Annotated in this window: 27 protein-coding genes; 12 read left to right on the top strand and 15 right to left on the bottom strand. The window is 67.8% G+C overall.

Translation table 11 applies throughout. The features are described 5' to 3' along the window. Positions 1–16: 16 nt before the first annotated feature. The 5 genes from ACQ4LY_RS15620 to ACQ4LY_RS15640 all read left to right on the top strand — a co-directional run bounded on the left by ACQ4LY_RS15620 (position 17) and on the right by ACQ4LY_RS15640 (position 4,579). On the top strand, positions 17–298 hold the full coding sequence (locus tag ACQ4LY_RS15620) for a hypothetical protein (RefSeq protein ID WP_431072935.1): 282 nt from the start codon (positions 17–19) through the stop codon (positions 296–298). 13 nt (positions 299–311) lie between these two features. Further along, complete coding sequence (locus ACQ4LY_RS15625) at positions 312–1,400, top strand: GNAT family N-acetyltransferase (RefSeq protein ID WP_431072937.1); 1,089 nt, start codon at positions 312–314, stop codon at positions 1,398–1,400. After that, positions 1,397–2,476, top strand: coding sequence for a GNAT family N-acetyltransferase (locus ACQ4LY_RS15630; protein ID WP_431072939.1), 1,080 nt, complete (start codon positions 1,397–1,399; stop codon positions 2,474–2,476). Before ACQ4LY_RS15625 ends, ACQ4LY_RS15630 begins: the two co-directional genes overlap by 4 nt. Before the next feature lie 88 nt (positions 2,477–2,564). Then, positions 2,565–3,260, top strand: a complete 696-nt coding sequence (locus ACQ4LY_RS15635) for an ABC transporter ATP-binding protein (RefSeq protein ID WP_431072941.1) — start codon at positions 2,565–2,567, stop codon at positions 3,258–3,260. Further along, positions 3,257–4,579, top strand: coding sequence for a permease (locus ACQ4LY_RS15640; RefSeq protein WP_431072943.1), 1,323 nt, complete (start codon positions 3,257–3,259; stop codon positions 4,577–4,579). The genes ACQ4LY_RS15635 and ACQ4LY_RS15640 overlap by 4 nt, the downstream gene beginning before the upstream one ends. A 12-nt stretch (positions 4,580–4,591) precedes the next feature. Here ACQ4LY_RS15640 and mutM read toward each other — a convergent pair whose 3' ends face one another. The 6 genes from mutM to ACQ4LY_RS15670 form a co-directional block, all read right to left on the bottom strand. After that, on the bottom strand, positions 4,592–5,455 hold the full coding sequence (gene mutM, locus ACQ4LY_RS15645) for a bifunctional DNA-formamidopyrimidine glycosylase/DNA-(apurinic or apyrimidinic site) lyase (protein WP_431072945.1): 864 nt from the start codon (positions 5,453–5,455) through the stop codon (positions 4,592–4,594). Continuing rightward, a complete protein-coding gene (gene rnc, locus ACQ4LY_RS15650; protein ID WP_431072947.1) occupies positions 5,448–6,065 on the bottom strand; it encodes a ribonuclease III in 618 nt (205 codons plus the stop codon). The genes mutM and rnc overlap by 8 nt, the downstream gene beginning before the upstream one ends. 92 nt (positions 6,066–6,157) lie before the next feature. Further along, a complete protein-coding gene (gene rpmF, locus ACQ4LY_RS15655) occupies positions 6,158–6,367 on the bottom strand; it encodes a 50S ribosomal protein L32 (RefSeq protein ID WP_017830754.1) in 210 nt (69 codons plus the stop codon). Between the two features lie 2 nt (positions 6,368–6,369). Continuing rightward, positions 6,370–6,918, bottom strand: coding sequence for a YceD family protein (locus ACQ4LY_RS15660; protein WP_431075708.1), 549 nt, complete (start codon positions 6,916–6,918; stop codon positions 6,370–6,372). A gap of 83 nt (positions 6,919–7,001) precedes the next feature. Next, positions 7,002–7,499 carry a pantetheine-phosphate adenylyltransferase gene (coaD, locus tag ACQ4LY_RS15665; protein ID WP_259159297.1) on the bottom strand — a complete coding sequence of 166 codons (498 nt, stop codon included), beginning with the start codon at positions 7,497–7,499 and terminating at the stop codon, positions 7,002–7,004. A gap of 30 nt (positions 7,500–7,529) precedes the next feature. Beyond that, positions 7,530–9,704, bottom strand: coding sequence for an ATP-dependent DNA helicase RecG (locus tag ACQ4LY_RS15670; protein WP_431072950.1), 2,175 nt, complete (start codon positions 9,702–9,704; stop codon positions 7,530–7,532). A 61-nt stretch (positions 9,705–9,765) separates the two neighbouring features. Between ACQ4LY_RS15670 and rsmD the strand changes: the two genes are divergently transcribed. Continuing rightward, on the top strand, positions 9,766–10,368 hold the full coding sequence (rsmD, locus tag ACQ4LY_RS15675) for a 16S rRNA (guanine(966)-N(2))-methyltransferase RsmD (protein WP_431072952.1): 603 nt from the start codon (positions 9,766–9,768) through the stop codon (positions 10,366–10,368). Here rsmD and thiL read toward each other — a convergent pair. After that, positions 10,338–11,333: a thiamine-phosphate kinase gene (thiL, locus tag ACQ4LY_RS15680; protein ID WP_431072954.1), complete on the bottom strand. Its 996-nt coding sequence runs from the start codon at positions 11,331–11,333 to the stop codon at positions 10,338–10,340. The two genes, rsmD and thiL, sit on opposite strands and share 31 nt — an antisense overlap. Positions 11,334–11,356: 23 nt before the next feature. Here thiL and ACQ4LY_RS15685 point away from each other — a divergent pair, with 23 nt between their 5' ends. Further along, positions 11,357–11,851 carry a DUF3515 family protein gene (locus ACQ4LY_RS15685; protein WP_431072956.1) on the top strand — a complete coding sequence of 165 codons (495 nt, stop codon included), beginning with the start codon at positions 11,357–11,359 and terminating at the stop codon, positions 11,849–11,851. Positions 11,852–11,928: 77 nt separating this feature from the next. Further along, complete coding sequence (locus ACQ4LY_RS15690) at positions 11,929–12,567, top strand: hypothetical protein (RefSeq protein ID WP_431072958.1); 639 nt, start codon at positions 11,929–11,931, stop codon at positions 12,565–12,567. 53 nt (positions 12,568–12,620) lie between these two features. Here ACQ4LY_RS15690 and ACQ4LY_RS15695 read toward each other — a convergent pair whose 3' ends face one another. The 6 genes from ACQ4LY_RS15695 to leuC form a co-directional block, all read right to left on the bottom strand. After that, the gene (locus ACQ4LY_RS15695) at positions 12,621–13,703 is read right to left on the bottom strand and encodes a D-alanine--D-alanine ligase family protein (RefSeq protein WP_431072960.1); all 1,083 of its coding nucleotides are present in this window, start codon (positions 13,701–13,703) and stop codon (positions 12,621–12,623) included. Continuing rightward, positions 13,609–14,742: an NAD(P)H-dependent glycerol-3-phosphate dehydrogenase gene (locus ACQ4LY_RS15700; protein WP_431072962.1), complete on the bottom strand. Its 1,134-nt coding sequence runs from the start codon at positions 14,740–14,742 to the stop codon at positions 13,609–13,611. The genes ACQ4LY_RS15695 and ACQ4LY_RS15700 overlap by 95 nt, the downstream gene beginning before the upstream one ends. Continuing rightward, positions 14,732–15,487 (bottom strand): lysophospholipid acyltransferase family protein, encoded by a 756-nt coding sequence (locus tag ACQ4LY_RS15705; RefSeq protein WP_431072964.1) that lies wholly within the window; start codon positions 15,485–15,487, stop codon positions 14,732–14,734. Before ACQ4LY_RS15705 ends, ACQ4LY_RS15700 begins: the two co-directional genes overlap by 11 nt. A 5-nt stretch (positions 15,488–15,492) precedes the next feature. Then, on the bottom strand, positions 15,493–16,860 hold the full coding sequence (gene murA, locus ACQ4LY_RS15710; protein WP_056307987.1) for a UDP-N-acetylglucosamine 1-carboxyvinyltransferase: 1,368 nt from the start codon (positions 16,858–16,860) through the stop codon (positions 15,493–15,495). A gap of 65 nt (positions 16,861–16,925) precedes the next feature. Then, a complete protein-coding gene (gene leuD / locus ACQ4LY_RS15715) occupies positions 16,926–17,525 on the bottom strand; it encodes a 3-isopropylmalate dehydratase small subunit (RefSeq protein WP_431072966.1) in 600 nt (199 codons plus the stop codon). 2 nt (positions 17,526–17,527) lie between these two features. Further along, positions 17,528–18,973 (bottom strand): 3-isopropylmalate dehydratase large subunit, encoded by a 1,446-nt coding sequence (gene leuC / locus ACQ4LY_RS15720; RefSeq protein ID WP_431072968.1) that lies wholly within the window; start codon positions 18,971–18,973, stop codon positions 17,528–17,530. Positions 18,974–19,166: 193 nt separating this feature from the next. On the opposite strand from leuC, the gene ACQ4LY_RS15725 reads away from it, so the two are divergent. After that, the gene (locus ACQ4LY_RS15725) at positions 19,167–20,462 is read left to right on the top strand and encodes an O-acetylhomoserine aminocarboxypropyltransferase/cysteine synthase family protein (RefSeq protein WP_431072970.1); all 1,296 of its coding nucleotides are present in this window, start codon (positions 19,167–19,169) and stop codon (positions 20,460–20,462) included. Then, entirely contained in the window at positions 20,459–21,772 is a 1,314-nt protein-coding gene (locus ACQ4LY_RS15730; RefSeq protein ID WP_431072972.1) for an LLM class flavin-dependent oxidoreductase, read from the top strand. Before ACQ4LY_RS15725 ends, ACQ4LY_RS15730 begins: the two co-directional genes overlap by 4 nt. A gap of 33 nt (positions 21,773–21,805) precedes the next feature. On the opposite strand, the gene ACQ4LY_RS15735 is transcribed toward ACQ4LY_RS15730, so the two are convergent. Beyond that, the gene (locus ACQ4LY_RS15735) at positions 21,806–22,303 is read right to left on the bottom strand and encodes a DUF427 domain-containing protein (RefSeq protein ID WP_431072974.1); all 498 of its coding nucleotides are present in this window, start codon (positions 22,301–22,303) and stop codon (positions 21,806–21,808) included. Positions 22,304–22,390: 87 nt separating this feature from the next. Here ACQ4LY_RS15735 and ACQ4LY_RS15740 point away from each other — a divergent pair, with 87 nt between their 5' ends. Next, on the top strand, positions 22,391–22,984 hold the full coding sequence (locus ACQ4LY_RS15740) for an LON peptidase substrate-binding domain-containing protein (RefSeq protein WP_431072976.1): 594 nt from the start codon (positions 22,391–22,393) through the stop codon (positions 22,982–22,984). A 12-nt stretch (positions 22,985–22,996) separates the two neighbouring features. On the opposite strand, the gene ACQ4LY_RS15745 is transcribed toward ACQ4LY_RS15740, so the two are convergent. After that, positions 22,997–24,001: a TerC/Alx family metal homeostasis membrane protein gene (locus tag ACQ4LY_RS15745; RefSeq protein WP_056308001.1), complete on the bottom strand. Its 1,005-nt coding sequence runs from the start codon at positions 23,999–24,001 to the stop codon at positions 22,997–22,999. A 183-nt stretch (positions 24,002–24,184) separates the two neighbouring features. Here ACQ4LY_RS15745 and ACQ4LY_RS15750 point away from each other — a divergent pair, with 183 nt between their 5' ends. After that, complete coding sequence (locus ACQ4LY_RS15750; RefSeq protein WP_431072979.1) at positions 24,185–24,826, top strand: TIGR00645 family protein; 642 nt, start codon at positions 24,185–24,187, stop codon at positions 24,824–24,826. Positions 24,827–24,854 lie beyond the last annotated feature (28 nt).

Below are 24,854 nucleotides of genomic sequence, written 5' to 3' on the forward strand. Positions count from 1 at the left end.
ATCTCGAAGGATCACCGTGAATACCACGCTGTACCGCAACATCACCCACCCTCCGGATACCGAGGGCCAACAGGTCCTCCACATCCCCGCACCCGACGAACTGCGGCGCCTCGCGCTCGCGGACCGTCTCTCCCTCCGGATCGGCCTGTGGCTGCTCCAGAGGGCTCAGCGTCCTCGCCGGGAACGCCGCACGTCGGCTCCGGTCTACTCGGACGGCTCGCCTCTCGAACGTCGAGACCGCGCAGCCGTCGAGACGCTCGCACTGCTCACGTACGACCTGCAGCGTCAGCTGCGCTGACCTGGAGATCACCATGGGCATTCCCCTCACCGATGATGCATCGCTGCATCCGCTCGTGCTGCCGGCACGGGCGGATGCAGCGGACGCGGGCGAGTTCCGCGAACTCGCCCGCGTCCGCAACGCCGTCTACCGCGAACTCACCGGCCGCACCGACCAGGACCTCACACCTGAGGCGCTGCTGCCTCTGCTGCGTTCCCGCAAGGAGCGCACCACTGTGGTGTGGGCCGTCAGAGTCGGTGACGAGACGGTGGGCCGCGCCGTCGTCGACATCCCCCATGAGGAGGGATCTCGAGTGGCGATCGCGTCGATCGAGATCCATCCGCGGGTCTGGGGGCGCGGGATCGGCACGGCCGCCCTGCCTCATATCGAGGCCGTCGCACGGGAGCACGGTCGCACCGTCATCCAGAACTGGACGGAGCAGCCGGCGAGCGACGGTCCGCGGCTGAAGGCTCGCACCGGCTTCGGCAGTGTGCCGGATGACCATGTTGCCCGGTTCCTCACACGCCACGGCTTCGCCCTCGAGCAGGTGTATCGGGTGAGCCGCCTCGATCTCGCATCGGAGACCCTCGCTGGCGCGCGAGCACTGTACGAGGAGGCCCGCGCGTTCTCGTCGGACTACCGCGTGATCCAGTGGATGCTTCCCACCCCGCCCGAGCATGTCGACGGCTACGCGTGGCTGAAGTCCCGCATGTCGACGGACGCCCCGTCCGGCGACCTCGAGACCGACGAGGAGGCCTGGGACGCCCAGCGTCTGATCGACGGGGAGAAGCGCATCGACGAGATGGGCCAGACGATGCAGGTCACGCTCGCCCAGCACATCCCCACGGGTGAGCTGACCGCGTTCACCGAACTCGGAATCGGACCGGTGCTCACCGCGACCACGCACCAGCACGACACTCTCGTGCTGGTCGAGCATCGCGGGCACCGTCTCGGGCAGCTCGTGAAGTGCGCCGCCCTGCTCGCCTGGCGCGACGTCGCTCCGGAGTCGCGGGAAGTGATCACCTACAACGCGGAGGAGAACCGCCCCATGCTCTCCATCAACGAAGCCATGGGCTTCGCCGCCATCGCCTACGAAGGCGCCTGGAAGAAGGAACTGATATGACGACCATCGCACTGACGATCTCTGCGTTGAACATCCCGAAATCGCTGGACGATGCCGACGGCGCCGACTTTCGTGCGTACGGGAACCTCAACCGCCAGATCTGCGACGAGCTGGTCGGTCTGCCCGACATCGCGCCCGAAGCCGCTCAGCTGCTGGCCGGGTGGCAGGACAGCACCGACACTCTGCATACCGGGTTCGTCGCCCGCCTCGGAGACGAGATCGTGGGGATGATCACGATCGACTACGCGCAGGAGGAGGACGCCCATGCGGCGGAGGTGGATCTGATGGTGCCGGAGCGCCACTGGGGACGCGGCGTCGAGGATGCGCTGCTCTCGCTCGCGGAGACGGAGGCGCGCGCGCACGGTCGCTCACTCATGCAGATCTGGACGCTCCACCGCCCGGTCGAAGCCGAGCGGATGATCGTTCCGCGAACCGGATGGGGACGCATCCCGGCGATCCCGCTGTCGGATGCCCTCGAGGCCCGTGGTTACGAGTTCGAGCAGGTCGAGCGCAACAGTGAGTTCGATCTGCGCTCGGACCCGGCTCCCCTCCGCGAGGCGATGGAGACCGCGCAGGCCGCGGCAGGACCCGACTACCGGGTGCTGCAGTGGCTCGCTCCGACGCCACCCGAGCACCGCGAGGGCTATGCGGCGATCCTCGCACGTCTCTCGACGGACGCACCGAGCGGCGAGATGGACTTCGTCGCCGAGGTCTGGGACGCCGACCGCGTCGTCCGACGGGAGAAGCGCCTCACCGGCGCGGGTCAGGCACTGTCGGTCGTCGCGGTGCAGCACGTCCCGAGCGGCGACCTCGTCGCCTACAACGAGCTCCTGATCGCGTCGGACCGCACGGGGGTGACGCATCAGCTCGGGACGCTCGTCTCGAGCGAGCACAGGGGGCACCGTCTCGGAGCACTCGTCAAATGCGCCAACCTCCTGAATTGGCGCGAGCTGATGCCCCTCTCGCCTGTGGTCTCGACGTTCAACGCCGAGGAGAACCGTCCGATGCTCGGCATCAACGAGGCGATCGGGTTCACCGCGGTCTCCTACGCGGGAGCGTGGCAGAAGAGGATCTGACCGAGATCATCCGATCGGTGTACGCGGTTCGACGGGGATCATCCGCCGGGCCGATGCACCGGTCGGAGCCGCTCGCGAGGCTGGAAGCATGAACGCATCCGTCCTCGAAGCCCGATCCCTCACGAAGTCCTACGGCACCACTCGCGCACTCGCCGGAGTCGATCTCGACATCCATCGTGGCGAGTCCGTGGCGATCATGGGTGCATCCGGATCCGGGAAGACGACACTCCTCCACGTGCTCGCCGGGATCATCACCCCCGACAGCGGCACTGTGTCCTTCCAGCCCTCCAGCGGCGGTCCGGTCCAGCTCGCCGGCCTCGGCGAATCGGCACGGTCGCGGCTGCGACGCGAACGGTTCGGGTTCGTCTTCCAACAGGGTCTGCTGATTCCCGAACTCACCGCAGTGGAGAACGTCGCGCTGGCCTCGATGATCAACGGGGTGAAACGAGCGGATGCCGTGGCGCACGCGGCGTCATGGCTCGCCGCTCTCGGGCTCGCCGGAATGGAGGACCGACGGATCGGTGAGTTGTCGGGCGGGCAGGCGCAACGCGTCGCGATCGCTCGCGCCCAGGCCACCGGCGCCGACCTCGTGTTCGCCGACGAGCCGACCGGTGCGCTCGATTCGCACACATCGCAGGAGGTGATGAACGCGTTGCTCTGGTCGACCACCGGACAGGGCCGGACCCTGCTCGTCGTCACGCATGATCCGGAGGTCGCAGCGCGTTGCTCGAGGATCGTCTCGGTCCGCGACGGCCAGATCACGACGTCGGCGGTGCAGGCATGAATACGTCTGTGCTCGGTCTCCTGCTCCGTCCTGCCAAGGGGCAGACCGCTGTGATCGTCCTTCCCGCCACTGCCTTCTCGATCGTCACGGCTCTCGTGCTCACCGTCGTCGGCGGAGCGCAGTCCTTCTGGACATGGACGGACGGCTACGGTCCTCTGTATCAGGCTCTCGCCGCCATCGCACTGGTGCTCCTGGTGGTCCCGCTCGCGAACCTCGGCGGTGCCGCAGCCCGGCTCTCCGCGCGGCGCCGGGACGAACGGCTGTCGACCCTCCGCCTTCTCGGCGTCACGCCGCTGGGCGTCAGCGTGGCTACCGTGATCGAATCCGTCCTCGTCGCGGCTGTGGGCGCGCTCGTGGGGATCTTCGCGTATCTCGCGATCTCTCCCCTCATCGGACTCATCCCCTTCCGTGGGGCGGCGCTCGGCCTCGACGCAGTGCTGCTGCCACCGGTCGGCGTCCTCGCTGTCGTAGGCGGAATCCTGCTCGTCGCCGCCGGCAGCGCCGCGCTCGGACTCCGGAGGGTCATCATCTCGCCCCTCGGCGTGCGGCTTCGCACGACCACCTCGTCCGTGCACTGGTTTCGCGCGATCATCGGAGTCTCGGTGATCGCGATCGTCTTCGTCCTCGTGAAGATCTTCCCCTCGATCGCGGGCTTCACGACCACGATCGTCGTGCTGGCGGTCCTGTTCGCGGTCGCTCTGGCGGTCCTCAATGTGATCGGTCCGTGGGTGCTCAAGGTCACCGCCTCCCGTCAGCTGCGGCGCGCCGAGAGGGCGGATCGGCTGCTCGCGGCGCGGATGGTGCTGGACTCTCCGAAAGCCGCATGGCGCCAGGTGAGTGGAATCGCGATGGCCAGCTTCATGGCGGTGTTCGCCGGGACCGGCGTCTCCCTGATGAACGTGATGGGCAGCGAGGGACTCGACGGCGCGGATGCCGCTCTCGCGGCTGACATGCGAACCGGCCTTCTCATCACCCTCGTCGCCTCGTTCCTCATGGTCGCGGCATCGGTCGGAGTGAACCAGGCCGCATCGGTACTGGATCAGCGCGACCTGCACCGGAGCCTGCACCACCTCGGGATGCCGCTGGAGACCGTCGACAGCGCACGGAGAAGAGCGATCATGTCGCCTCTGCTGATCACCGCACTCGGTTCAGCGCTCTGCGCTGCGGTGCTGGTCTTCCCGCTGCTCGGCATCGCTCTCATCACAGCTCCCGAGTCGCTGCTGACCATCGCGGTCGTCGTGAGCGTGGGCATCGCCGTGGTCTGGACGAGTACCCGCGTCACCAAGCCGCTGCTCGCGCAGTCCTTCCACGCGGCCTGACAGCGCGGTCGTTCAGCGTCGTCGCTGACAGCGGGGGCAGTAGTGACTCGATCGGTTCATGAACGCCTCACGCCTGATGAGCCCACCGCACCGAGGGCACGGCTGCCCGCCACGACCGTAGGCGTTGAGCGAGTGAGCGAAGTAGCCCGCCTGACCGTTCACGTTCACGTACTGCGCGTCGAAGCTTGTACCGCCCTCGGCGAGGGCCTTGGCGAGCACCGTTCGAACCTCGGCGAGGAGGCGCATCGCCGCCTGCGTGGAGAGCGAGCTCGCCCGTGTCTCCGGGTGGATCCGTGCAGCCCACAGCGACTCGTCGGCGTAGATGTTTCCGACCCCGCTGATGACCTGCTGGTCGAGGAGAACCCGCTTGATCGCACTCCCCCGCCGCCGCAGCGTGAGAAGGAACCCGGTGTCGTCGAAGTGGGGATCCATCGGGTCGCGAGCGATGTGCGCGACCTGGGTGGGCACGGGAGTCGGCCCGTCGAGCACCAGCCGATCGACGGCGAGCGATCCGAACGTACGCTGGTCGGCGAACACGATCGCAAGCTCACCGTGACGCGGATGCTCGATGTTCATCCGGATCCGCTCGTGCCGCTCTGCAGAGGCATCCGGGGAGCGGAGCAGCATCTGACCGCTCATCCCGAGGTGAGCGATCAGCGCCGAGTCGTCGGAGTCGAGAGGAAGCCAGAGGAACTTTCCTCGACGGGAGGCGTCTGTGAAGGTGCGCCCTTCGAGACGAGCGACGAAGTCGGCAGGCCCCGCAGCATGGCGCGTCAGCGCCCGCTCGTCGAGGACGGTGACCGCCGTGATGACGGAACCGATCGCGGCAGGAGCGAGCCCCGCACGGACGACCTCGACCTCGGGGAGCTCAGGCACGCTCGTTGAGGAAGCGCCAGGCGCTGAGCGCCGCCGCCATCTCGGCCGTCTTCTTGCTGCTGCCCTTGCCTGTCATCGCGACGTCGCCGACCGCGACGGTGGCGACGAATCGGCGATCGTGGTCGGGGCCGCTCGCCTCGATCGAGTAAGCGGGAGGCGTCGCGCCGAGTCGCGCGGCCAGCTCCTGAAGACTCGTCTTAGGATCCATGGCCGCGCCGTACCGCTCGGGGTCGGCGAGCAGCGGCTCGGTGAGTCGCAGCACGAGGTCGGTGGCAGCATCGGGACCCGCCGACAGGTAGGTCGCCCCGATCACCGCTTCCATCGTGTCCGCGAGGATCGAGTCCTTGTTTCGACCGCCGGTCTGCTCTTCTCCGCGACCGAGCAGCAGATGGCTGCCCAGATCGAGGCCTCGAGCGACCTCCGCGAGGGCGACCGTCGACACCACGCTCGCGCGCCGCTTGGCGAGCTCCCCCTCGTCGAGACCGGGATGGGTCGTGAAGAGCATCACGGTCACGGCCTGACCGAGCACGGAGTCTCCGAGGAACTCGAGACGTTCGTTATGCGGGATCCCGCCGTGCTCGTACGCATAGGAGCGATGGGTGAGTGCCAACTCCAGAAGCTCCGCGTCGATATCGACGCGGAGCTTCTCTGGGAGCGGTCTCGTCCCCCCAGGGACCTTCGTCACAGTCGTGAAGTCGCGACTCAGACGTCGGCGACCTTGCGGCCCTTGTACTCGAGGAACAGCTCGGTGCCCTGCGAGTCGGTGACGACCTTCGCCTGGTGGGGACGGCTGTAGACGACCTGACCGTTCTCGATCGTCTTGACGAGCGCGACGGGCGCCGCCTTCCACTGCGCACGGCGCGAGCGGGTGTTCGAACGGGATACCTTGCGCTTCGGGGGGTTACCAGCCATGACTAGCTCTCTTCTTTCTCGGCGGCACGAGATTCTTCCGTGCCGTCTTGGTCTGTGATGTTCTGGAGCGCACTCCACCGAGGATCGATGGGAGCGGCCTGCTCCGTTCCGGTGCTCGCGGTCAGTCTCTCGCCCGTTTTCGGATCGAGTCCGGGGCAATCCGGCTGACACACCGGCTGAAATGGAAGCGACAACACGGCCGCATCCCTGACTAGAGTTTCAAGATCCACGTGGTCGTCTTGAACCTCGAAGTCAGTTTCTTCCTCACCAGGATACGCGAAAAGCTCCTGGAACTCGACTTCGACGGGCCGAGCGATGTCGATCAGGCATCTTCCGCACACCCCGGAGTACTCCGCATCGGCCGTTCCAGACACGAGGATGCCCTCGTGAACCGACTCCAGACGCACATCCAGGTCGAGCTCGGAACCTGCTTCATACGCCACGATCCCCTCACCCCACGCTTCGCGCAGGGTCACGGAGAACTCATGCTCGCGCATCTCGCCCGGCTTGCGGACGATGTCGCGGACGGGGAGGACGAAAGGGCCACTCATTCGGGAACGCACCCAGCAATGGTACCGGCTCTGCGTCGCGCGGGGCTGGTTCCGCGCTGTGCGCGATGCCTCGGCCGTGAAGCTCAGATGCCGCGCGACCCCGTGTCGAGGAACGCCGCGACCGCAGGCGGGACGAACGGTGAGACATCTCCGCCGAGCCCCGCGACCTGACGCACCAGTGAGCTCGACACCAGCGCATGCGCGGGGTCGGGCAGCAGGAAGACGGTCTCGATGTCGGCGAGGTGACGGTTGACGATCGCCATGGGCGATTCGTAGGCGACATCGATCTGCGAACGGATCCCCTTGACCAGGACCCCTGCGCCCACGTCTCGCGCATAGTCGACCAGGAGCCCCATGCTCCAGGAGCCCACGACGACATTGTCGCCGATGCCCTCTTCGGCGATGGACTGCTCGATCAGCGACATCCGCTGCGCGATCGGCAGCATCGCCTCCTTGCCCGGGTTGTGCACGACGAGCACATGGAGCTCGTCATACAGCTTCGCCGCACGACGGATCACGTCGAGGTGACCAAGGGTCGGCGGGTCGAAGGACCCCGGGACGACGGCGATCCGGCTGCTCATGCCACCAGCCTAGGGCACGTCGTCTGCAGGTCAGTTCTTCGCCAGCGCCGCACGATCGTCGTCGCTCACGCGTCGCTCGATCGCCGATCGCAGGCCGGCGTTCGCCTCGAGATCCGGATCTGCGGCGAGGATCGCCTCGGCCAGTTCGCGCGCCCTGACGATCAGACCGGAGTCCTTGACCACCCGGAGCAGCTTGAGAGACGAACGGACGCCCGCCTGGGCGGCACCGAGCACGTCGCCCTCTCCTCGGAGATCGAGGTCGACCTCCGCCAAGGCGAAGCCGTCGAGGGTGGCAGCCACCGCGTCGACCCGCTCGCGTGCGACGGACCCGGCTTCGGCCTCGGTCACCAGCAGGCAGAGGCCCGGGACTCCTCCTCGGCCGACGCGGCCGCGCAACTGATGCAGCTGCGACACTCCGAATCGATCGGCATCGAGCACGATCATCGTCGAGGCGTTGGGAACGTCGACTCCGACCTCGATCACGGTGGTCGCGATCAGCAGGTCGATCTCTCCGCGGGCGAAGGCCTGCATGATCGCATCCTTCTCGTCCGACGGCATGCGTCCGTGCAGCACAGCCCTTCGCAGAGCACCCAGCTTCGGATGCGTCTTGAGCGCCTCGTCGAGTTGCACCACGCCCCACCGGGGACCGGATGCACCCTCGGGCTGGACGAGCGGCTGCTCCCCCGCCTCCGCCGTCTTCTTCGTCGTGTCGATCGCGGCGCACACCGCGAACACCTGGCGTCCCTGAGCGATCTCCTCGGCCGCGCGCTCCCACACCCGGTTGAACCATCCCGGGTGCTCGGACAGCGGCGCGACGAAGGATTCGATCCCCGCTCGCCCCTTCGGCATCGTCCGGATGACCGAGGTGTCGAGGTCGCCGAACACCGTCATGGCCACAGTGCGCGGGATCGGTGTCGCTGTGAGCACCAGCGCGTGCGGGCTCGATCCCTTGGCCCGCAGCGCCTCACGCTGCTCGACTCCGAACCGGTGCTGCTCGTCGACGACCACGAGACCCAGATCGGCGAAGGTCGTCTTCTCGCCGAGCAGCGCATGCGTGCCGACGACGATCAGCGCCTGCCCCGACGCCACCCGGAGCGCGGCCTTGCGGCGCTCCGCCGCCGGCATCTGGCCGGTCAACAGCGTCGGCATGACCAGCGGGCCCAGCTGCGGTCCGAGCATCTTCGCGATCGACCGCAGGTGCTGCCCAGCGAGCACCTCGGTCGGCGCGATCAGAGCGGCCTGTCCCCCGGACTCGGCGACCTGCAGCATCGCCCGCAGAGCGACCAGTGTCTTTCCCGAGCCGACCTCACCCTGCACGAGCCGGTTCATCGGCCAGGATCCGACGAGATCCTCGGCGACCTGCGCGCCGACCGTCTGCTGATCCGGGGTGAGTTCGTACGGCAGTGAGGCGTCGAATCGTTCGAGCAGCCCGCCGGGCGTCGCCGGTCGGGCCGTCGCCGAGAGCGCCCGGACGGCATCACGCTGCTGCAGGAGCGCGGTCTGCAACGTGAGCGCCTCATGCATGCGCAGCGTGCGGACGGCCGGATCAATGTCGTTGCGCGTCTGAGGACGGTGGATCTGCTCGATCGCCTCGCGCGCTGTCAACAACTCCTCCCGGGTGCGGACCTCCGCGGTCAGCGGCTCAGGCACCTCTCCGAGTCCGTCGAGCACGCGCGTGATGAACTTCGCGATCTGCCAGGTCTGCAGACTCGCCGTGGCCGGGTAGATGGGTATCAGCACGGCCGCCCGAGCATCGGCCCGACGCCGCGCGGCATCCTCGTCATCGAAGAGCTCGTATTCCGGGTGCGCGAACTGCGTCATGCCGTTGAACTCGCCGACCTTGCCTGAGAAGACACCACGGCGCCCGACGGCCAGGTCTTCCGAACGCCATTTGGCGGCCCCCAGGTTCTTCGCGAAGAAGGTGAGGGACATCTTGCCGATGCCGTCGCCGATCACGACGTCGACCATGGCTCCTCGGCGGTTTCGCATCGCCCTGGCGCTCGAGGACAGCACCTCGGCGACGATCGTCACCGTCTCGCCGAGAGGGAGTTCGCGGATCGGGGTCAGCTCACCGGGATCGGCGTACCGCCGCGGATAGTGCGAGAGCAGATCGCCGACGGTCTTCATGCTGAACGCGCGATCGAGGGTCTTCGCAGGGGTGGCGCCGAGCGCCTCCTCCAGAGACGAATCGAGCGTGAGCGACATGCTCCGAGTCTAGGAGGCTCCACGGACACGGCGTGCGCCCCGGCTGTCGTATCGTGAACGGGTGACGAGGATCATCGCCGGGAAGGCACGTGGAGCAAGACTGGACGTGCCGCACGCGGGAACACGACCGACCAGCGACCGCGTGCGCGAGTCCCTCTTCGGAGCGCTGGAGTCGATGGATGCGATCGACGGAGCGCGCGTCCTCGATCTCTACGCCGGATCGGGCGCGCTCGGCCTGGAGACTCTCAGCCGCGGAGCGGCGAGTGCCGACCTCGTCGAGAAGGGCCGTGAGGCGGCGGCCGTCGTGCGACGCAATGTCGCAGTCCTCACCAAGGCCGGAGTGCCCGCGGCCCGAGTGCATCAGAGTGCGGTGCGAGCCTTCCTGCAGCGAGCGACGGGGCCGTACGACCTCGTGTTCTCCGACCCGCCTTACGACCTCGACGACGAGGCGATGGACGCCGATCTCTCGGCACTCTCCCCGTTGCTCTCCCCCGATGCTCTGGTCGTCATCGAGCGGGCACGCCGCTCCACGCCGCCCGATCTCGTCGCGGCGGGACTCGACCTGATCCGGGAGAAGACGTACGGCGACACGACGCTGTGGTGGGCTGAGCCCGCACAGTCCGCGGACGCGGCTCAACCCGACGTCGAGTCCCAGTCCCGGTAGGGATCCCAGCCGGACACATCTGCGGGAGCACCGTCGACCAGAAGGTCTTGGTCCCCCCGTGGAATGACCGCGCCGATGATCCGGAACCCCGAGGGAGGCATCCCGGGCGGGAATGTCGCGAGCAGCGCATGGTCCTCACCTCCGGCGAGGGCACGCAGCGGGTCCTCTCCGAGCGAAGCGCCGTCCAGGGCGAGCGTGACCTCGGAAGCCGCGGCCATCCGCCGGGCATCGAGAGCGAGCCCATCGGAGACGTCCATCATCGCGGTGGCGCCCGCAGTCGCGGCGAAAGGGCCGAGACCGATGGGCGGCGACGGCCTCAGCTGCGCATCGAGGGCGGCTCTCTCTCCCGGTGCCAGCGCGTCGGCATTCACCGGAACCGGCTGCTCTCCGTCGCGGAATCGCCCGAAGAGCACCGAGAGTCCGTGAGCGGCGTGGCCGAGCTCTCCCGCGACCGCGACGACATCACCGATGCGCGCTCCGGAACGGGTCACGGGCTCCCGTCCCTCGAGGTCGCCGAGCGCGGTGACGGCGACGGTGAGCACGTCGGACACTGTGAGATCACCTCCGACGACCGCGCACCCAGGAGCGAGAGCGGCGCACGCGTCGCGGAACCCGTCTGCGAGCCGTTCGACGAACGAGAGCCGAAGGTCGCGAGGAACGGCCAGCGCCACGAGCAGAGCGGTCGGTCGAGCGCCCATGGCTGCGACGTCTGCGAGGTTCACCGCTGCCGCCTTCCAGCCGAGGTCGTACCCCGATGACCACGCGAGTCGGAAGTCCGGTCCGTGCACGAGGGTGTCCGTCGTCGCGACCACGGAACCCGACGGGGCCGCGATCACCGCCGCATCGTCTCCGGGGCCGATCAGCGTGTGCGTGGCCTGCGCGGTGCGCGCGAGGATCGCTCGGAGGATCTCCCCCTCGGACAGTTCGCCGAGGGTCGGATCGTCATCGCGAGGTCGGGAGGGCATGCAGTCAAAGGTAGCCTGGAAGCATGCCCCGTTCTCGCCGTCTCGCCGTCGTCGCGGGCTCTCTGGCCCTCGTGGCGGCTCTCTCCGGATGCTCCACCACTGTCCATCTGGAGCCGGCAGACGACGCGAACGATCCCGCGTGCGCCGAGGTCTCCGTCCTGCTCCCGGACGCCGTGGGGGATCTCGACCGCGTCTGGACCGACGCCCAGGCGACCGGGGCGTGGGGAGATCCGACCGTGGTGCTCCGCTGCGGCGTCGAGCCGCCAGCTCCGTCGACCGAGGTGTGCACCACGATCGGCAGCGTCGACTGGCTCGTCCTCGACCAGGAAGAGGAGCGCCAGCGTCTGGTGACCTACGGTCGCGACCCCGCGGTCGAGGTGATCATCCGGCGCGGTGAGGAGATCGACTTCCGCACCGTCGTCGAGAGTCTCTCCACCAGCATCCAGTCCGGTCTCGAGCCTGCCACCGCGCGCTGCACGGACAGAGTTCCCACCGCCGACGACTCCGACGAGGGCTGAGCGGACTCCGCCGGGCGAACCGACGACGCGCGGAGCGTGCCGCTGAGGCACTGACGAATGACCCCTAGACTCGCCGCATGATTCCCAACCCCGCACGCAGAACCTCCGTCGTCGCAGCGATCCTGGTCGGGGTGGGGGCGTTGCTGAGCAGCTTCATCACCTATCTCACCCTGCTGTGGGGGCTCCCGAACGTCCCTCGCGTGTTCGTCCTGCAGGATCCCATCGGCTTCGCGCTGCGCCCGAATGCGCAGCCGATGGCTCTCGTCGCGATGTTCGTCGCATTTCTCGTCCTGACAGGACTGACGTGGATCTTCGTGCGTTCTGTCACACGTGCGGCGCTGCCGGGCCGGGGCGCCGCAGTCTTCTTCGGCACCTGGGGCGCTGTGATCGTCGCGGCCGCCATCGCCGGGGCCGCACGCGCGCCGCTCGTGGTCATCGCGCTGAGGCTCCCGACGGAGCAGGCGGAGTACGCGATGACGCAGTACTACCAGATCGCCACCGCAGGCGTGTCGTGGGGACTCACCTGGGGATGGCTGGCCGCGCTCGTGGTGGCCCTGATCCATCGGGCGGCGCCCGCTCCGACAGTGCTCGACCGGACCGCCCAGGTCGCAGCGACCGGCCAGGCCGCGACGGGGCCCTACGCGTACCCGCCGCAAGCCGGCCCGGCTGCCCCGACGAGCGGCACGTACCCGCCCCAGCCCCCGCACGCAGGCTAATCGACGCGTGTTCGCACGCGGCGTGGCGGCTGTGACGGCCGCCACGCCGGACTTCAGCGGCGGAGTCCCGCCTCGATCAGCTCGGAGATCAGGTCGCCGTAGCTGAGGCCCGACGCGACCCAGCACTTCGGGAACATCGAGATCGGCGTGAACCCGGGCATGGTGTTCAGCTCGTTCACGACGAGCTCACCTGAGGGCGTGAGGAACATGTCCACCCGAGCGAGGCCGCGGCCGTCCACGGCCTCGAACGCCCGGATCGCGGCGTCCTGGATCGCGGCGATCTCGGACTCCTCGAGCTCGGCGGGGCACACCACATCGACACCGTCACCACCGAGGTACTTGCCCTCGAAGTCATAGAATCCGCGCGAGGTGAGCACGATCTCACCCGGGAGCGATGCACGCACGCCGTCTGCGCCCTCGAGTACCGCGACCTCGATCTCACGGCCGACCACGCCGGTCTCGATCAGAACCTTGTCGTCCTCGGCGAAAGCGATCGCAAGAGCGGCATCGAGCTCGTCGGGCCGCTCGACCTTCGAGACCCCGACGCTCGACCCGGCCCTCGCCGGCTTGACGAACAGCGGCAGCCCGAGCTCCGCGGCCGAATCCCGGACGGCAGCGGCGTCCTGGGCCCACTGCCGTGCACGTACCGTCAGTCCGGCGGCCACAGAGAGCCCAGCGGCACGCAGCGCGATCTTCATGAAGTGCTTGTCCATGCACAGGGCAGAGTCGAGCACCCCACCACCGGCGTAGGGAACCTCGAGCGTGTCGAAGTACCCCTGGATCGTGCCGTCCTCGCCGTGCGGACCGTGCAGGATGGGCAGCACGATGTCGATCTCGCCGAAGCTCTCGGTTTTGCCGTCGGGCCGCACCACGCGCAGAGTCCGGTCTCCGCCGGGCTCGGGCCAGAGCACGCGACTTCCGTTGTCCGCCACCTCAGGAAGATGCGCGGCATCCAGCGGGAACTTCGCCGGGTCGTCGTCTTCGAGGACGAACGCACCCTCACGCGTGATCCCGACGGGGATCACCCGATAGCGGTCGCGATCAATCGCGCCCAGCACTCCGCCCGCCGTTGCGGAACTGATCGAATGCTCGCTGGAGCGCCCTCCGAAGAGCACCACCACCGTCTGCTTGTCCATGGTTGGTCCTCTCACCCTGGGGGGTGTCGTCGTCCGTCGTCAGGTGGGGTGCGATGTCGCGCGGGTTCATCTTCCCGTCGAGCACCATCTTCACCTGTTCGACGATGGGCATGTCCACCTCGGACTCGCGGGCGAGCTGCAGCACAGGCGCGACGGACGCGAGGCCCTCGGCGGTCTGCTGCATCTGCTTCACGACGTCCTGGAAGCTGTATCCCTGGCCGAGCAGACGCCCGGCGGTGTTGTTTCGGCTGAGGGGCGACTGGCAGGTCGCGATGAGGTCCCCGAGGCCCGCGAGACCCTGCAGGGTCTCCGGATGGGCGCCGTTCGCGACTGCGAAGTCGGTCATCTCGACGAGACCGCGCGTGATGATCGACGCCTTCGTGTTCTCGCCGTATCCGACGCCGTCGACGATCCCGATCGCGACGGCGATGAGGTTCTTCAGCACCCCTCCGAACTCGGTCCCGATCACGTCGGTGTTCACGAAGGTGCGGAAGTAGCTGTTGCGCGCGGCCCTGGCGACCTCTTCGGCCGTCTCCTGGCTGCGCGAGGAGATCACGGCGGCCGTCGGCTGCTCACGGGCGATCTCGAGTGCGAGGTTCGGTCCCGACGCGACGGCGATGCGGTCGGGGTCGCAACGCAGCTCCTGTTCGATGACCTGGCTCATGCGAAGACCCGTGGTGCGTTCGACGCCCTTCATCAGGCTGACGATCTTGGTGTCGCTGTCGTCGAGCAGCGGGCGCAGGGCCTTCAGATTCTCGCGCAGCGACTGGCTCGGGACCGAGAGGTAGACCTGGTCGACGTCCCGCATCGCGATGGCGAGCTCGTGCGTCGCCGACATCGTGCGCGGCAGATTGATGCCGGGCAGATAGCGGGAGTTGCGCTTGGCCTCGTCGATCTCGTGGGCGAGCTCGGCTCGGCGCGCCCACATCGTGACCTGCGCCCCACCGTCGGCGAGGATCTTCCCGAACGTGGTGCCCCAGCTGCCGGCACCGATCACCGCGACGCGTGGTCCTGCGGGCGCGTTGCGCTTAGGAGTCAAGGCGACCCGTCTCCTTCTGTCCGTGGGCGGACGGGTTCCAGCGCTCAGCCGGAGCCTTCTCGTCACGCAGGTCCTCGAGCAGGGCCGTGATGGCCTGCATCAGTCGTTCGGTGGCTTCGTTCAGTGCCGCTGCCTCACCGGCGCGACCACGGAGGTCCGACAGATCGACGGGATCGCCGATGACGACGTCCACGGGCTTGCGCAACGGCCAGAGACTGAGCCCCTTCTGGTAGCGCCCCATGATCCGCTGGGTGCCCCAGTGGGCCATGGGGATGAGCGGGATGCCGTCGGTCAGCGCGAGCCGAACGGCCCCGGATTTTCCGCGCATCGGCCACATGTCGGGATCGCGGGTCAGCGTGCCCTCCGGATAGACGATCACACCGCGACCGTGCTCGACGAGCTCGGCCGACTGCTTGAGCGTCTGCTTCGCCGCGGATGCCGAGGATGCGCGTGCCACGGGCACCATTCCTGTCGCGCGGAGCACGGCACCGAGCACGGGCACCTTGAAGAGGCTCTCCTTCGCCATGAAGCGCGGCGCACGACCGATGCGCCACACCGCGAGTGCCACCACGAGCGGATCGAACTCGGAGTAGTGGTTCGGCGCGAGCACGAACGCTCCCTCACGCGGGAGCTTCTCGCTTCCGGTGATGCGGAGCTTCGCGACGAGCGAGATCAGCGGCACGGCGATCGCCGCGACCGGCCAGAACGCACTCGGTCGCGTGGTCTCCGTCGAGCGGGAACCCATCGGGGTCACCGGATGACGTCGAAGTCGGCGCCCACGGCATCGAGCTTGGCGAGGAACTTCTCGTATCCGCGGCTGAGGATGTCCACTCCGGACACCCTCGACTCGCCCTCGGCGGTCAGAGCTGCGATGACGTGGCTGTACCCGCCGCGGAGGTCCGGCACCACGATGTCTGCAGCGTGCAGCGGGGTGGGTCCGGTGATGACCGCGGCCTGCTCGAGGTCCCGGCGCGGGACGCGACGGGCTCCGTCCTGCAGTCCGCGGGGGTGCACGACGATGTCGGCGCCCATCTTGACGAGCGCCTCGGTGAAGCCCAGACGGTTCTCGTAGACCGTCTCGTGCACCACCGAGCGGCCCTTGGCCTGGGTGAGCGCCACGACGAGAGGCTGCTGCCAGTCGGTCATGAATCCGGGGTGCACGTCGGTCTCGACGATGACCGGCTTGAGTTCGCCGTCGCGACGGAACAGGATCCCGTCCTCCTGGATGTCGAACCATCCACCGGCCTTGCGGAACACGTTGAGGAACGTGAGCATCTCCTGCTGCTTCGCCCCGCCCACGAAGATCTCTCCGTCCGTGGCGAGTGCGGCCGACGCCCAGGAGGCGGCCTCGTTGCGGTCGAAGATCGAGCGGTGGTCGTATCCACGAAGCGTCTCTACGCCCTCGATGAGGATGACGCGGTTCGGCTCGTACGAGATGATCGCGCCCATCTTCTGCAGCACCGCGATCAGATCCATGATCTCGGGCTCGATGGCGGCGTTGCGCAGCTCCGTGGTGCCCTCGGCACGGACGGCGGTGAGCAGCACCTGCTCGGTCGCTCCGACGCTCGGGTACGGGAGGTGGATGTTCGCGCCGTGCAGGCGTGCCCCGCCGGTCGAGAGACGGATGCCGCTGGGCAGCTTCTCGACGATGGCGCCGAACTTGCGGAGCGCATCCAGGTGGAAGTCGATGGGACGGTCGCCGATGCGGCATCCGCCCAGGTCGGGGATGAACGCCTGACCGAGACGGTGCAGCAGAGGCCCGCAGAAGAGGATCGGGATGCGGGACGCGCCGGCGTGCGCGTCGATCTCCTCGAAGTGAGCGGACTCGACGTCGCTCGGGTCGAAGACGAGCGCACCGGGCTCATCGCCGTCGGAGACGCGCACGCCGTGGACCTCGAGCAGCGAGCGGACGACAGCGACGTCGCTGATGGCGGGGACGTCGCGCAGCACGCTGACGGTCTCACCGAGCAGGGAGGCCACCATCGCCTTGGTCGCGAGGTTCTTCGCGCCCTTGACGTCGACACGGCCGCGCAGGGGGCGCCCTCCGCGAATGGCGAGGACGTCTCCGGTGAGTGGGGGAACTCCGTCCGGAAGAGCGTCGCGCACAGGTGTCGTCATTCGGAGCCTCACTTCATTCAACGGAATTCGGGGCGGGGTCGCCCTCGGCTCCCCCGCCTCGCCGTTCACTGCTGAACGGGAAGGGTCCGGGGCCGCCACGACTCGCGACGGGCCTCGAACTGCGCGATCTTGTCTTCGTTGCGCAGCGTGAGCCCGATGTCATCGAGCCCTTCGAGGAGCCGCCATCTAGTGTAATCGTCGATCCCGATGTCAGCCTGGATCTCACCGATCGACGCGATGCGCGCCTGGAGGTCGACGGTGATGGACGCCCCGGGATTCCGGTCGATCTCGGCCCAGATGCGCTCGAGATCCTCTTCCGAGATCGTCGCAGCGAGGAGCCCCTGCTTGCCCGAGTTGCCCCGGAAGATGTCCGCGAAACGCGGGCTCAGGACCACCGCGAAGCCGAAGTCGCGCAGTGCCCAGACCGCATGCTCGCGGCTCGATCCGGTACCGAAATCGGGGCCTGCGACCAGGACGGATGCGCCCTGGAAAGCGGGCTGGTTGAGCACGAACTCCGGATCCTGGCGCCAGCCGTGGAACAGCGCGTCCTCGAATCCGGTCTTCGTGACCCGCTTCAGGAACACCGCGGGGATGATCTGGTCGGTGTCGACGTTCGAGCGCTTCAGCGGAGCGGCGATACCCGTGTGTGTGGTGAACTTCTCCATGGTCAGACCTCCGCCATCTCGTTCAGGTCGCTGGGACTCGAGAGGGTGCCGCGGATCGCGGTCGCCGCAGCGACCAGCGGTGACACCAGGTGCGTGCGCCCGCCCTTGCCCTGTCGACCCTCGAAGTTGCGGTTGGAGGTCGACGCGCAGCGCTCCCCCGGAGCGAGCTGATCGGGGTTCATCCCGAGACACATCGAGCAGCCGGCGAATCGCCACTCGGCGCCGAAGTCCTTGATGATCTTGTCGAGCCCCTCCGCCTCCGCCTCCAGCCGCACACGGGCAGAGCCGGGAACGACCATGACTCGGACTCCGTCCGCCTTCTTCTTTCCTTCGACGATCGATGCGAAGGCGCGGAGGTCCTCGATGCGGCTGTTCGTGCACGAGCCCATGAAGACGGCGTCCACCGGCACCTCCTTGAGAGGCGTGCCCGGTGTCAGATCCATGTACTCGAGGGCCCGCTCGGCTGCCGCGCGCTCGTTGGCGTCGACGATCTCGGCGGGGTCGGGGACGGCGGCGGAGAGGGAGCTGCCCTGACCGGGGTTGGTTCCCCAGGTCACGAACGGCTCGAGCTCGTCGGCGTCGATGAAGACCTCTGCGTCGAACGTCGCCCCCTCGTCGGTGGGGAGCGTGCGCCAGTACGCGACCGCGTCGTCCCAGTCCTGACCCTTGGGTGCGTGCGGGCGCCCCTTCAGGTACTCGAAGGTCGTCTCGTCGGGGGCGACCATGCCTGCGCGGGCACCGGCCTCGATCGACATGTTGCAGATCGTCATGCGGCCCTCCATCGACAGCGCGCGGATCGCGCTGCCGCGGAACTCCAGGACGTAGCCCTGACCGCCGCCGGTGGTGATCTTCGCGATTACGGCGAGGATGATGTCCTTCGCCGTGACACCGGGACGCAGGGTTCCTTCGACGTTGATGGCCATCGTCTTGAACGGCTTCAGCGGCAGCGTCTGGGTCGCCATCACGTGCTCGACCTCGCTCGTGCCGATGCCGAACGCCATGGCCCCGAAAGCGCCGTGGGTGGATGTGTGCGAGTCACCGCAGACCACGGTGATTCCCGGCATCGTGAGCCCGAGCTGCGGGCCGACGACGTGCACGATACCCTGCTCGGCGTCGCCGAGCGAGTGCAGACGCACTCCGAACTCGGCGGCGTTGCGGCGCAGCGTCTCGATCTGCGTGCGACTGGTGAGGTCCGCGATGGGCTTGTCGATGTCCCACGTCGGGGTGTTGTGGTCCTCGGTGGCGATCGTGAGATCGAGCCGGCGCAGGGGGCGGCCTTCGGAGCGCAGGCCGTCGAAGGCCTGCGGGCTCGTCACCTCATGCACGAGGTGCAGGTCGATGTAGATGAGGTCCGGCTCGCCGTTCTCACCCTTGACGACGAGGTGATCGTCCCAGACCTTCTCGGCGAGGGTCCTGCGGCGTGCGGGAGCAGAGTCTGCTGCGGGCATGTTCATTGCGTTTCTCCTGAAGCTGGCGGTTCGGCCCACGTTGGACTCCGCGACGAGGAGGGGCTCAGAACGAGGTCTCGTCGCGGCCGCTAAGAAGGAGCACGATCCGCATGACGTCAGATTACCACCGCTTCAGCGCGCCGAGTCGCCGCGTGACACGCTACTGTCACCCGCACCTTCGAGAGGCACCCGCATGACCGACGACACCACCGGCTTCGCCACCAGGGCCGTCCACGCCGCCAGGAATCAGGGCGCCGCCTCATCTCGGGCGACTCCCATCTATCTGACCGCGGGCTTCGAGTTCGACGATTTCGATCATGCGGCGAACCACTTCGGCACGGGTGCAGGCTTCGGCTACACGCGCACCGGCAATCCCACGATCTATGCCGTCGAACGCCAGCTCGCCGCGCTCGAGTCCGCAGCGGACGCGGTTCTCGTCGCCAGCGGCCAGGCGGCGGTCGTCACCGCACTCCTGACGGTGGCGGGAGCAGGCGACCACATCGTCTCGTCCACGCATATCTACGAAGGCACCCGCGGGCTCCTGCTCGACAATCTCGCCCGCCTCGGCATCGACGCCACGTTCATCGACGACATCGGGAACCCTGAGGCATGGCGACAGGCCATCCGCCCGAACACCAGAGCACTGTTCGCCGAGTCGATCGCGAACGCCCGCAACGACATCCTCGACATCGCAGCCGTGAGCGCCGTCGCGGACGACGCGGCGATCCCGCTCATCGTCGACAACACCCTCGCCACGCCCTTCCTCGTGCGTCCTCTGGAGCATGGCGCCGCGATCGTGGTGCACTCCGCCTCGAAGTTCCTCGCCGGCCACGGCTCCGTCCTCGGCGGGGTCGTCGTCGACGACGGACGCTTCGACGCCGAGAAAGCCGGTCACAACGCGCCGCACCTCGTGCTCCCTGGCCGCGGTGGTCTTCCGAGCGTCGCCTCCCGGCACGGGGGCAAGGCCCGCATCGCCTATGCGCGCGAGTCCGTGGCACCCCGCTTCGGGGCGTCACCGTCTCCTCTCAACGCGTTCCTGATCGGGCAGGGCGCCGAGACGCTCGGTCTGCGGGTGGAGCGTCAGTCCCGCAACGCCCTCGAGGTGGCCCGCTGGCTCGCCGCGCAGGACGCGGTCGAGAGCGTCGACTACGTCGGTCTCGAGACCCACCCCGATCACGCGCTCGCCCAGAAGTACCTGCACGGCGGCCACGGCTCGATCTTCACGTTCACCCTCCGCGGCGGGCTCGACGCGGCACGTGACTTCGTCGAGAGCGTCGACGTCTTCACGCACATGACCCACATCGGCGATGTGCGCTCGCTCGTCCTCCACCCTGGCACCACCAGCCACGCCCACCGCACGCAGGAGGAGCGGGACCTCCTGGGCGTCCGGCCCGGGACTCTGCGTCTCTCGATCGGCATCGAGGACGTCGCCGACCTCATCTCGGACCTCGCCCGTGTGCTCGAGCCCGCACGGGAGGCCGTCGCATGAGCGGGCCCCAGCACTTCGGCTGGTTCCTCGCTCGCGGCTTCGGACCGCAGGGGTGGGGATACCCGTCGCTGGACTGGGACTACGACTGGACGCGTCCCGAGATCTATCAGGAGGCCGCTCGCACTCTGGAGCAGGCGGGTTTCGACCTCGTCATCATCGAGGATGCGCCCTCTCTCGGATCCGCCGACACCATCGACCTGCGGGTGCGCCACGCGTTCGGCGGCCCGAAGCACGATCCCCTGCTCCTCGCTCCCTATCTCTTCCAGGCCACCCGCCATCTCGGCGTCGTGCCCACAGTCAATCCTGCGGCGTACCTTCCCTACACGGCGGCACGGCAGTTCTCGACGCTGCAGCATCTCAGCGGCCACCGGCTCGGGCTCAACGTCGTCACGGACACCGGGAGCGCGCGTCACTTCTCCGCAGCGGACCAGCTCGGCCATGACGCCGCCTACGACCGCGCCGAGGAGTGGCTCGACGGCATCCGATCGCTCTGGCGGAGCTGGGGCGAAGGTGCGCTGGTGCAGGACCGCGAGACAGGGGTGTTCGCCGACGGATCGAAGCTGCGCGCCGTCAGACACCGTGGGGAGCACTTCGCGTTCGACGGCCCTCTGAACGCGGTTCCCTTCACGGATGGCGAACCGGCGATCGTCTCGCCCGGGGGCTCTGGACGCGGTCTCGGCTTCGCCGGCGCCAACTCCGATGTGCAGCTCGCACTGGCACCGCTGGACGAAGCGTCCGTTCGCTCGTACCGGGCGAAGATCCATCACGCGGCGATCGCTGCGGGCCGCTCCCCCGCCGACATCACCATCCTGTTCGCGATCCAGCCGGTCATCACGTCGTCGCCGGAGGAGGCGGATCGCGTCGTCGCCGCATCCGCCGATCCTGATGACGCGGCCCTGGTGCAGATCGCTCGCAAGCAGTCGAGCGATCTCGAGACCGATCTGACGGCGCTCGACCTCGATGGCCCGCTCGACCTGTCGATCTTCGGCGAGCATGTCTCCCAGGGCAGCATCCGGCGCCTGATCGGCGACCGCGGGGACGATGCCCCGCTGCGCGCACATCTGACTGCCCTCGCCCGCACCGGTCGGATCGCCGACCGATCGGGGTTCGTCGGAACGGCAGAGGAGTTCGCCGACCTCATCGAGGAGCTCGGCGACTGGGGCAACGACGGCGTGCTCCTGTGGGGCGACTTCCATCCCGTGTCGCTGCACCGCACGCTCGACGAGCTCGTGCCGGTTCTTCGTCGCCGCGGCCTACTACGCCGCGAGTACGTCGATGGCGGACTACAGGCGAATCTGCGCGCGTTCTGAGCGAACGGCGCCCACCGACTACCAGCGCACCGACTACCAGCCCATGGAGCCCGGCACGCCCTTGAACGGCCCGACGATCGACGACGTCACCCAACCTCCGTAGAACCCGCCCGGCTGCGGAACGACGGTCTCGCCTCCGACCGTGCACTCGTCCATCGGCCCCGCGTACACGGCGACGCTGTCCGCCAGCATCTCGAAGCCAGGCGTGGGGTTCGGGTAGTTCCAGGCCGCTCCCGCCGCCACGAGGGATCCGCCGCGCACATCGAGATACCGGGCGGCACCCTTGAACTCGCAGAACGACGAGCCGGGGGCATCAGCGAGTGCTCCGTCGACGAAGTCGGCGATCGGCAGGTAGAACACGGGAGCATGACTCGTCTCGAGCACCCGCACCGCATCGCGCGTGTCGGCGATGAGTTCACCGCCCAGGCGGATGGTCACGCGTTGCGGCACCCGCTCGACCCTGGGCGGCCGAGGGTAGTCCCACACGGATTCCTGTCCGGGGGCCGGGGCGATCGGGTCGGGTCTGCGCATGTCCTCACTGTACGGCGCTGCTCGTCGCTCGGCGCTGCCCGTCGATCGACGCTGTTCACAGGAGGGCGTGCGGTGTTGACTGGGGCCATGGTCGCTCTCCCCATGTTCCCGCTCGGCTCGGTGCTCTTTCCGCACACGCCGCTGCTGCTCCGGGTGTTCGAACCGCGGTATCTGACGATGATCGGACAGCTCCTCGACCAGGACGATCCGCGGTTCGGCGTCGTGCTCATCGAGCGCGGTCACGAGGTCGGCAGCGGCGATCGCCGAACCACCATCGGCACGACCGCCAGGCTCGCCACCGTCTCGGCGGATGCCGACGTGCTGCACATCGTCGCGATCGGCACCGACCGCTTCACGGTCGAGCAGTGGAGGGGTGACGAGCCGTATCCGCGTGCCGAGGTCTCGCCGCTCCCGGAGCTGATCTGGAATGATGCGCTCACCCCGCTGCGCACCGAAGCCGAGGCGATCGTGCGGCGCGTCCTCGCCCGTGTCGAAGGGCCGTGGGATCCCGCGACCGAGCTGTCGGACGATCCGCTCGCGGCGTCGTGGCAGCTCGCCGCCATCGCACCGCTCGGAGAGTACGACCGGCATACGCTGCTGAGGTCGACGACCGTCGGCGCGTTGCTGCGTCAGGTCATCGACCTCACGCTCGAGGCCGAGCTGCTCTGGTCGGCCGAGTGATGGGCCCTGCTCCTACTCGACGATCGCCGCCTTCTTCGCGGCCGACTTCTCGCGCGACGCCGCGATGAGGCTCGCCACGGTCGCGACCGTCATCGACACGACGATCACGCCGAGCGAGACGAGGTTGTCGATGTCCGGCACCCACTCGACGTGCTGGCCACCGTTGATGAACGGCAGCTCGTTCTCGTGCAGCGCGTGCAGGATCAGCTTGATGCCGATGAAGCCGAGGATCACCGCGATGCCGTAGTGCAGGTAGCGCAGGCGGTCGAGCAGGTCGCCCAGCAGGAAGTAGAGCTGGCGGAGACCCATCAGAGCGAAGATGTTCGCCGCGAAGACGAGGAATCCGTTGGTCGTGATCTCGAAGATCGCGGGGATCGAGTCGATCGCGAAGATCAGGTCGGTGACGCCGATCGTGATGAACACGATGACCATCGGCGTCCACATGCGCTTGCCGTCGACCGTCGTGCGGAGCTTCGATCCGTCGTACTCCTCGCTGATGTCGATCCTGCGACGGAGCAGACGCACGATGAAGTTCTCGCGCTTGACGTCGTCTTCGTGCTCTCCCTCCGGCATCGCCTGCTTGATGGCGGTGTAGATGAGGAAGGCTCCGAAGATGTAGAAGATCGGCGAGAAGTGCTCGATGACCGCCACACCGACGAGGATGAACGCGCCGCGCAGAACGAGGGCGATGATGATGCCCACCATCAGCACCTGCTGCTGCAGACGTCGCGGCACCGCGAACTGGGCCATGATCAGCACGAAGACGAACAGGTTGTCGATCGAGAGACTGTATTCCAGCGCCCAGCCGGTGATGAAGTCCCCGGCATTGCGCCACCCCGCCACATTCCCGAGCAGCACGGCGAAGAGCAGCGCGAGACCGACGTAGAACACGACCCACAGCGTCGACTCCTTGGTCGAGGGGATGTGCGGGCGGAGTCGGATCAGGAGCAGGTCGCCGATCAGGATGATCGTGAGCACGATCATCGAGGTGATCTCGAACCAGACAGGAATGTCCACGGGTGCTCTGCACCTTTCGGGAGGGGTCGGAAAACAGCCGAAAGTCTCTCCCACGCATGGAATGCGTCGCACGACCGGAGCAGCGATGACGGTGCTCGTGATGACGGTGGATGCGCTTGCGGGATACTCCCTCTCGCGTCACCGATTGTAGCGGAGCGAACGCGGCATGGTGGAATGGTTCGCGTGACCGCGACCCCCACCTCCTCCACTGCAGAACACGGCCTCGCTCCCCTCGACACTCCGCCGCGGAATCCGTGGGCGCGGTCGATCGGATCGCTCATCTTCGTCAGCCGCTGGCTGCAGGCCCCGCTGTACATCGGCCTCATCGTCGCCCAGCTCGTCTACGTCGTCGTCTTCATGGTGGAGCTCTGGCATCTGATCGAGGGTGTCATCGGCGACATCTCGCATCTCGACGAGGCCGTCATCATGCTCGCCGTGCTCGGCCTGATCGACGTCGTCATGATCGCGAACCTGCTCATCATGGTCATCATCGGCGGCTACGAGACGTTCGTCTCGCGGATCAACGTCGACGGGCACCCCGATCAGCCGGAATGGCTGTCGCACGTGAACGCCAACGTGCTCAAGGTCAAGCTGGCGATGGCCATCATCGGCATCTCCTCGATCCACCTGCTCAAGACCTTCATCGAGGTCGGCGGCATGAGCGAGAGCGGGATCAGCACCGACGGCGAGAAGTACACACCGACCGGCGTCCTCTGGCAGGTCGTCATCCACATGGTGTTCATCGTCTCGGCGGTCGCGCTGGCGTGGATCGACCGCATGTCGCAGCAGACGCTCGCGAAGGCGCACGCGACCCCCGCACACTGATCTGAGACGATGGGGCATCCGTCGACAC

Source organism: Microbacterium phyllosphaerae (assembly GCF_050628115.1).
GTDB classification, from domain to species: domain Bacteria; phylum Actinomycetota; class Actinomycetes; order Actinomycetales; family Microbacteriaceae; genus Microbacterium; species Microbacterium phyllosphaerae_A.

What these genes read in the sequence shown, in the direction of transcription:
- murA (WP_056307987.1), bottom strand. Translation starts at nt 16,860, where the DNA reads ATGACGACACCTGTGCGCGACGCTCTTCCGGACGGAGTTCCCCCACTC.
- ACQ4LY_RS15630 (WP_431072939.1), top strand. Translation starts at nt 1,397, where the DNA reads ATGACGACCATCGCACTGACGATCTCTGCGTTGAACATCCCGAAATCG.
- ACQ4LY_RS15735 (WP_431072974.1), bottom strand. Translation starts at nt 22,303, where the DNA reads ATGCGCAGACCCGACCCGATCGCCCCGGCCCCCGGACAGGAATCCGTG.
- ACQ4LY_RS15670 (WP_431072950.1), bottom strand. Translation starts at nt 9,704, where the DNA reads ATGTCGCTCACGCTCGATTCGTCTCTGGAGGAGGCGCTCGGCGCCACC.
- ACQ4LY_RS15685 (WP_431072956.1), top strand. Translation starts at nt 11,357, where the DNA reads ATGCCCCGTTCTCGCCGTCTCGCCGTCGTCGCGGGCTCTCTGGCCCTC.
- ACQ4LY_RS15725 (WP_431072970.1), top strand. Translation starts at nt 19,167, where the DNA reads ATGACCGACGACACCACCGGCTTCGCCACCAGGGCCGTCCACGCCGCC.
- leuD (WP_431072966.1), bottom strand. Translation starts at nt 17,525, where the DNA reads ATGGAGAAGTTCACCACACACACGGGTATCGCCGCTCCGCTGAAGCGC.
- coaD (WP_259159297.1), bottom strand. Translation starts at nt 7,499, where the DNA reads ATGAGCAGCCGGATCGCCGTCGTCCCGGGGTCCTTCGACCCGCCGACC.
- ACQ4LY_RS15705 (WP_431072964.1), bottom strand. Translation starts at nt 15,487, where the DNA reads ATGGGTTCCCGCTCGACGGAGACCACGCGACCGAGTGCGTTCTGGCCG.
- ACQ4LY_RS15695 (WP_431072960.1), bottom strand. Translation starts at nt 13,703, where the DNA reads ATGGACAAGCAGACGGTGGTGGTGCTCTTCGGAGGGCGCTCCAGCGAG.
- ACQ4LY_RS15625 (WP_431072937.1), top strand. Translation starts at nt 312, where the DNA reads ATGGGCATTCCCCTCACCGATGATGCATCGCTGCATCCGCTCGTGCTG.
- ACQ4LY_RS15730 (WP_431072972.1), top strand. Translation starts at nt 20,459, where the DNA reads ATGAGCGGGCCCCAGCACTTCGGCTGGTTCCTCGCTCGCGGCTTCGGA.
- thiL (WP_431072954.1), bottom strand. Translation starts at nt 11,333, where the DNA reads ATGCCCTCCCGACCTCGCGATGACGATCCGACCCTCGGCGAACTGTCC.
- leuC (WP_431072968.1), bottom strand. Translation starts at nt 18,973, where the DNA reads ATGCCCGCAGCAGACTCTGCTCCCGCACGCCGCAGGACCCTCGCCGAG.
- ACQ4LY_RS15660 (WP_431075708.1), bottom strand. Translation starts at nt 6,918, where the DNA reads ATGAGTGGCCCTTTCGTCCTCCCCGTCCGCGACATCGTCCGCAAGCCG.
- ACQ4LY_RS15635 (WP_431072941.1), top strand. Translation starts at nt 2,565, where the DNA reads ATGAACGCATCCGTCCTCGAAGCCCGATCCCTCACGAAGTCCTACGGC.
- ACQ4LY_RS15690 (WP_431072958.1), top strand. Translation starts at nt 11,929, where the DNA reads ATGATTCCCAACCCCGCACGCAGAACCTCCGTCGTCGCAGCGATCCTG.
- ACQ4LY_RS15640 (WP_431072943.1), top strand. Translation starts at nt 3,257, where the DNA reads ATGAATACGTCTGTGCTCGGTCTCCTGCTCCGTCCTGCCAAGGGGCAG.
- rpmF (WP_017830754.1), bottom strand. Translation starts at nt 6,367, where the DNA reads ATGGCTGGTAACCCCCCGAAGCGCAAGGTATCCCGTTCGAACACCCGC.
- ACQ4LY_RS15740 (WP_431072976.1), top strand. Translation starts at nt 22,391, where the DNA reads ATGGTCGCTCTCCCCATGTTCCCGCTCGGCTCGGTGCTCTTTCCGCAC.